Here is a 2,416-nt window from a genome sequence, read left to right on the forward strand (position 1 = left end):
AATTTTCTTTTTTTTTAATTGGTTGTTTTTTTACCCCAACACCCCGCAAAAAAAATCCGCCCCACCCCCAATCCGGGTGTGGGCCCGACCGACTGCGGAGGGAGCCGGAAGGTCAGAGGTTGCGCAGCCGCACGATCTCCTTGTCGAACTCGTCGATACTCTCGACGGAACTCATGTGGCCGACGCCCGGCAGGACGATCAGCCGCTGGAGGTGACCGGCCTCGTCCAAGACACGAGCGAGCTTGCGGGCGTGAACGGGCGGGGTCAACCGGTCCATGGATCCGACGAGCACCGTCGTCGGGACCGCGAGGTGGTCGAGCGCCTCGTGGATGTCGAGGCCGCTGAGCGCAGCACCCCAGCCGCCGCGGATGCGCGGCTTGCAGTCCCGGACGATGTTCTCGCAGAACTGAACCTCCGCGCGCGACGCGTTTGGCGACATCGACACGTACTGCAGCGCACGCGTCATCACCGGTGACGACACCAGCGGCACCGGTGTGCTCAGGACGGCGCGACCGACCGGAACCGGCACGCGCGGAAACCGATTCGGCAGCGGGATGACGGTGGTCTCGGCGACGAGCCGGTCGCAGGCGGTGCTGGCGAGCAGGACCGCGGACGCATATTCCCCGACCTCGTCGGGGTGCCGCCCCGCCCATGCCATGATGCTCATGCCACCCATGCTGTGACCCACGAGCACGGCCTTCTTGCCTGCACGCACCGTCGCCTTCAGCACCTCCGACAGGTCGTCGGCGAGGACGTCGGGACCGAGCGGAAGCGAGCCGACCGAGCTGCGGCCGTGCCCCCGCTGATCGTAGGTGATGACGCGGTACTCACCGGCGAGCGCATTCACCTGCGGGTACCAGTACTCGGTCGAACAGGTCCAACCATGGCTCAGCACAATGGGATCGCCGTCCACCGGACCGTAGGCGCGCACGTACAGCGTCGCTCCGTCGTCGGTGAGGATCTCCGTCACGTCCGGGCGCAGATCCGGGGTGCGCAGCAATTCGTTCGGGGCCACCTCGGTCGACAACGTCAACCCGCGGGTGGCGCGCTTGTGACGGATCGCCGCTGCCGCGGCGACGACGGCGCCCGCCCCGGCTGCGCCTGCGAGAGCCCGGAAGGCGATGGTGCGCGAACTGCTGGTCATTCCTACCCCTGTCCTGTCTGACTTGCCCTGTTGGTGCCTGTGCCCGACGCCGGACCCACCGTCTCGCCGAGTTGCCGGGCCGCCCGCTCGAGAGCCCGGGAGATCTGCTCCTCCATCGCCTCTTCGAACAGCGACTGGACGGCGTCGTGCGCGAGGGGACGCATCTGGTCGACGAGCCGCGCGATGTCCGAGACCGTCGCCTCGTCGAGTTCGAGCGGCTCCCCCTCGGCGGCGAGGTAGCGGTCTGCGACGACGGCAACGAACCGCGCGGCGACGTCCGAGAGGTCACGTCGCACCGCCGCGGTCTGCTCGAGGACGTCCTCGAGCGGGATGCCGGCGTCGACGAGGACCTGCGCCGCCTCGACCAGTCGCGGATCGTCCACCGAAAAGTCGTCGCCGGCGGGAACGAGCACACCGAGTTCGGTGCCGCGGGCGATGTTGGCCTCGGTGGTCTGCGCGCCGAACATGCGTTTCAGCTCGGCGATCGTCAGGCGTGCCGCGCGCCTGCGCTTCTTCCAGCGGCGGCCCGGGTCGTCGGTCTCCAGAACGTCTTTGACCTGCAGTCCGTAGTGCGCGGCGGTGAGCAGTTCGCTGATGGTCGCGAATGTGTAACCGCGATCGAGCATGCGTCCGATCAGGTGCAGCCGCGCGAGGTGCGAGTCGTTGTACCACCCCGTGCGCCCCTGTTTCCGCGGCGGTGGGAGCAGCCCGCGGTCCTGGTAGACGCGGACGTTGCGCACGCTCACCCGCGCCTCGCGTGCGAGGTCGTCGATCCGGTATTCCGTCGCGGACATGTCAGCTCCTCGGTAGCCGAGTCACCACCATAGCATTGTCACAATGTCCATTGTCATCGTTAGGGCGCGCAAGACCCCGAACGTCGCAGGACCGTGCGGGAGGAGCGGTGACTGTCCGGCCGGAGTTCCTACCAGCGAGGCCCGCGCTGCACGTCGTCGACACGAGGACGCACGTCCACGAGATAGACGCACACCGCGACGACCGCGACGATGCCGAACAACTGCACCGCGGGGAACAGCAGGAGAACGAGGAATGCGACCGCGAGAATGCTCAGCCAGATCGGTTTGCTCAACTTGTCCACGGCGGTGAACGCGTCCTTGCGCTGGCGAGCCGCGTGGAACAGTGCATATGCAGCACCGCCCAGGGCGACGATGCGAATCACCAACAAGATCACCGAGACGACGCCGTCAACTTCAATCACAGCTCCATCCTACGAGGTCGACATGCAAACGGCCCCCGCACCAACGGTGCGGGGGC

General features: G+C 67.1%; 3 protein-coding genes. All 3 read right to left on the bottom strand.

The genetic code is table 11. From position 1 onward, the window contains the following. Positions 1-112: 112 nt before the first annotated feature. Positions 113-1,144 carry an alpha/beta fold hydrolase gene (locus tag ACFTZB_RS45045; RefSeq protein ID WP_378442417.1) on the bottom strand — a complete coding sequence of 344 codons (1,032 nt, stop codon included), beginning with the start codon at positions 1,142-1,144 and terminating at the stop codon, positions 113-115. Positions 1,145-1,146: 2 nt separating this feature from the next. Continuing rightward, positions 1,147-1,938: a MerR family transcriptional regulator gene (locus ACFTZB_RS45050; RefSeq protein WP_378442419.1), complete on the bottom strand. Its 792-nt coding sequence runs from the start codon at positions 1,936-1,938 to the stop codon at positions 1,147-1,149. A 128-nt stretch (positions 1,939-2,066) separates the two neighbouring features. Next, positions 2,067-2,360, bottom strand: coding sequence for a DUF2516 family protein (locus ACFTZB_RS45055; RefSeq protein WP_378442421.1), 294 nt, complete (start codon positions 2,358-2,360; stop codon positions 2,067-2,069). Positions 2,361-2,416 lie beyond the last annotated feature (56 nt).

Source organism: Rhodococcus sp. NPDC057014, from assembly GCF_042673295.1.
Classification (GTDB): domain Bacteria; phylum Actinomycetota; class Actinomycetes; order Mycobacteriales; family Mycobacteriaceae; genus Rhodococcus_F.